This window comes from Mesorhizobium sp. M2C.T.Ca.TU.002.02.1.1, from assembly GCF_003997225.1.
The window spans coordinates 1-1,023 of sequence record NZ_RZTO01001295.1 but is presented as its reverse complement, the minus strand read 5'-3'; the positions used below and the strand labels follow the sequence as shown (position 1 = coordinate 1,023).

Here is a 1,023-nt window from a genome sequence, read left to right as displayed (position 1 = left end):
CTGTCGGCCAGGTGCCGGAATATATCGAGATGGTCGTGCGCTGGTGCAAGCAGTATACGCGCATGCCGGTCATCACCAAGCTGACGCCGAACATCACCGACATCCGCAAGCCCGCGCGGGCCGCGCATGCCGGCGGCACCGACGCGGTGTCGCTGATCAACACGATCAACTCGATCACCGGCGTCGATCTCGACAGTTTCGCGCCGCAGCCGACCATCGACGGCAAGGGCTCGCATGGCGGCTATTGCGGCCCGGCGGTGAAGCCGATCGCCATGAACATGGTGGCCGAGATCGCGCGCGATCCCGAAACCCGTGGCCTGCCGATCTCGGGCATCGGCGGCATCACCACCTGGCGCGACGCGGCCGAATTCATGGCGCTCGGCGCCGGCAACGTGCAGGTCTGCACGGCGGCGATGACCTACGGCTTCAAGATCGTGCAGGAGATGATCGCCGGCCTGGAGAACTGGATGGACGAGAAAGGCCACGCGTCGCTCTCCGACATCATCGGCCGCGCCACGCCCAACGTCACCGACTGGCAGTATCTCAACCTCAACTATGTCGCCAAGGCGCATATCGACCAGGACGCCTGCATCAAATGCGGCCGCTGCCACATCGCCTGCGAGGACACCTCGCACCAGGCGATCACCAACATGGTCGACGGCGTTCGGCATTTCGAGGTGATCGAGGCCGAATGCGTCGGCTGCAATCTGTGCGTCAATGTCTGCCCGGTCGAAGGCTGCATCACCATGGAGCCGCTGGCGGCCGGCGCGATGGACCAGCGCACCGGCAAGCCGGTGTCGCCGATCTACGCCAACTGGACGACGCACCCCAACAATCCGATGGCCAAGGTGGCGGCGGAGTAGCTGGGTTCCTCGCCCCACGAAAGTGGGGAGAGGTGGCCCGGCGAAGCCGGGACGGAGAGGGGCTTTCGCAGCGGTTGGACACCGCCGAGCCCTTGATTGCTTTTTTCGCTGCGCCTTGTCCTTGACCGGTTTTGGCTTCGCAGAGGGCGTCCCCCCTCTC

At 65.2% G+C, this 1,023-nt stretch carries 1 protein-coding gene; it reads left to right on the top strand.

Annotation, left to right across the window (positions count from 1 at the left end; genetic code table 11):
- Window positions 1-863 (top strand): NAD-dependent dihydropyrimidine dehydrogenase subunit PreA (preA, locus tag EOD07_RS35595; protein WP_127238451.1); only part of this gene is annotated, 863 nt, incomplete at its 5' end.
- Between the last annotated feature and the right edge of the window lie 160 nt (window positions 864-1,023).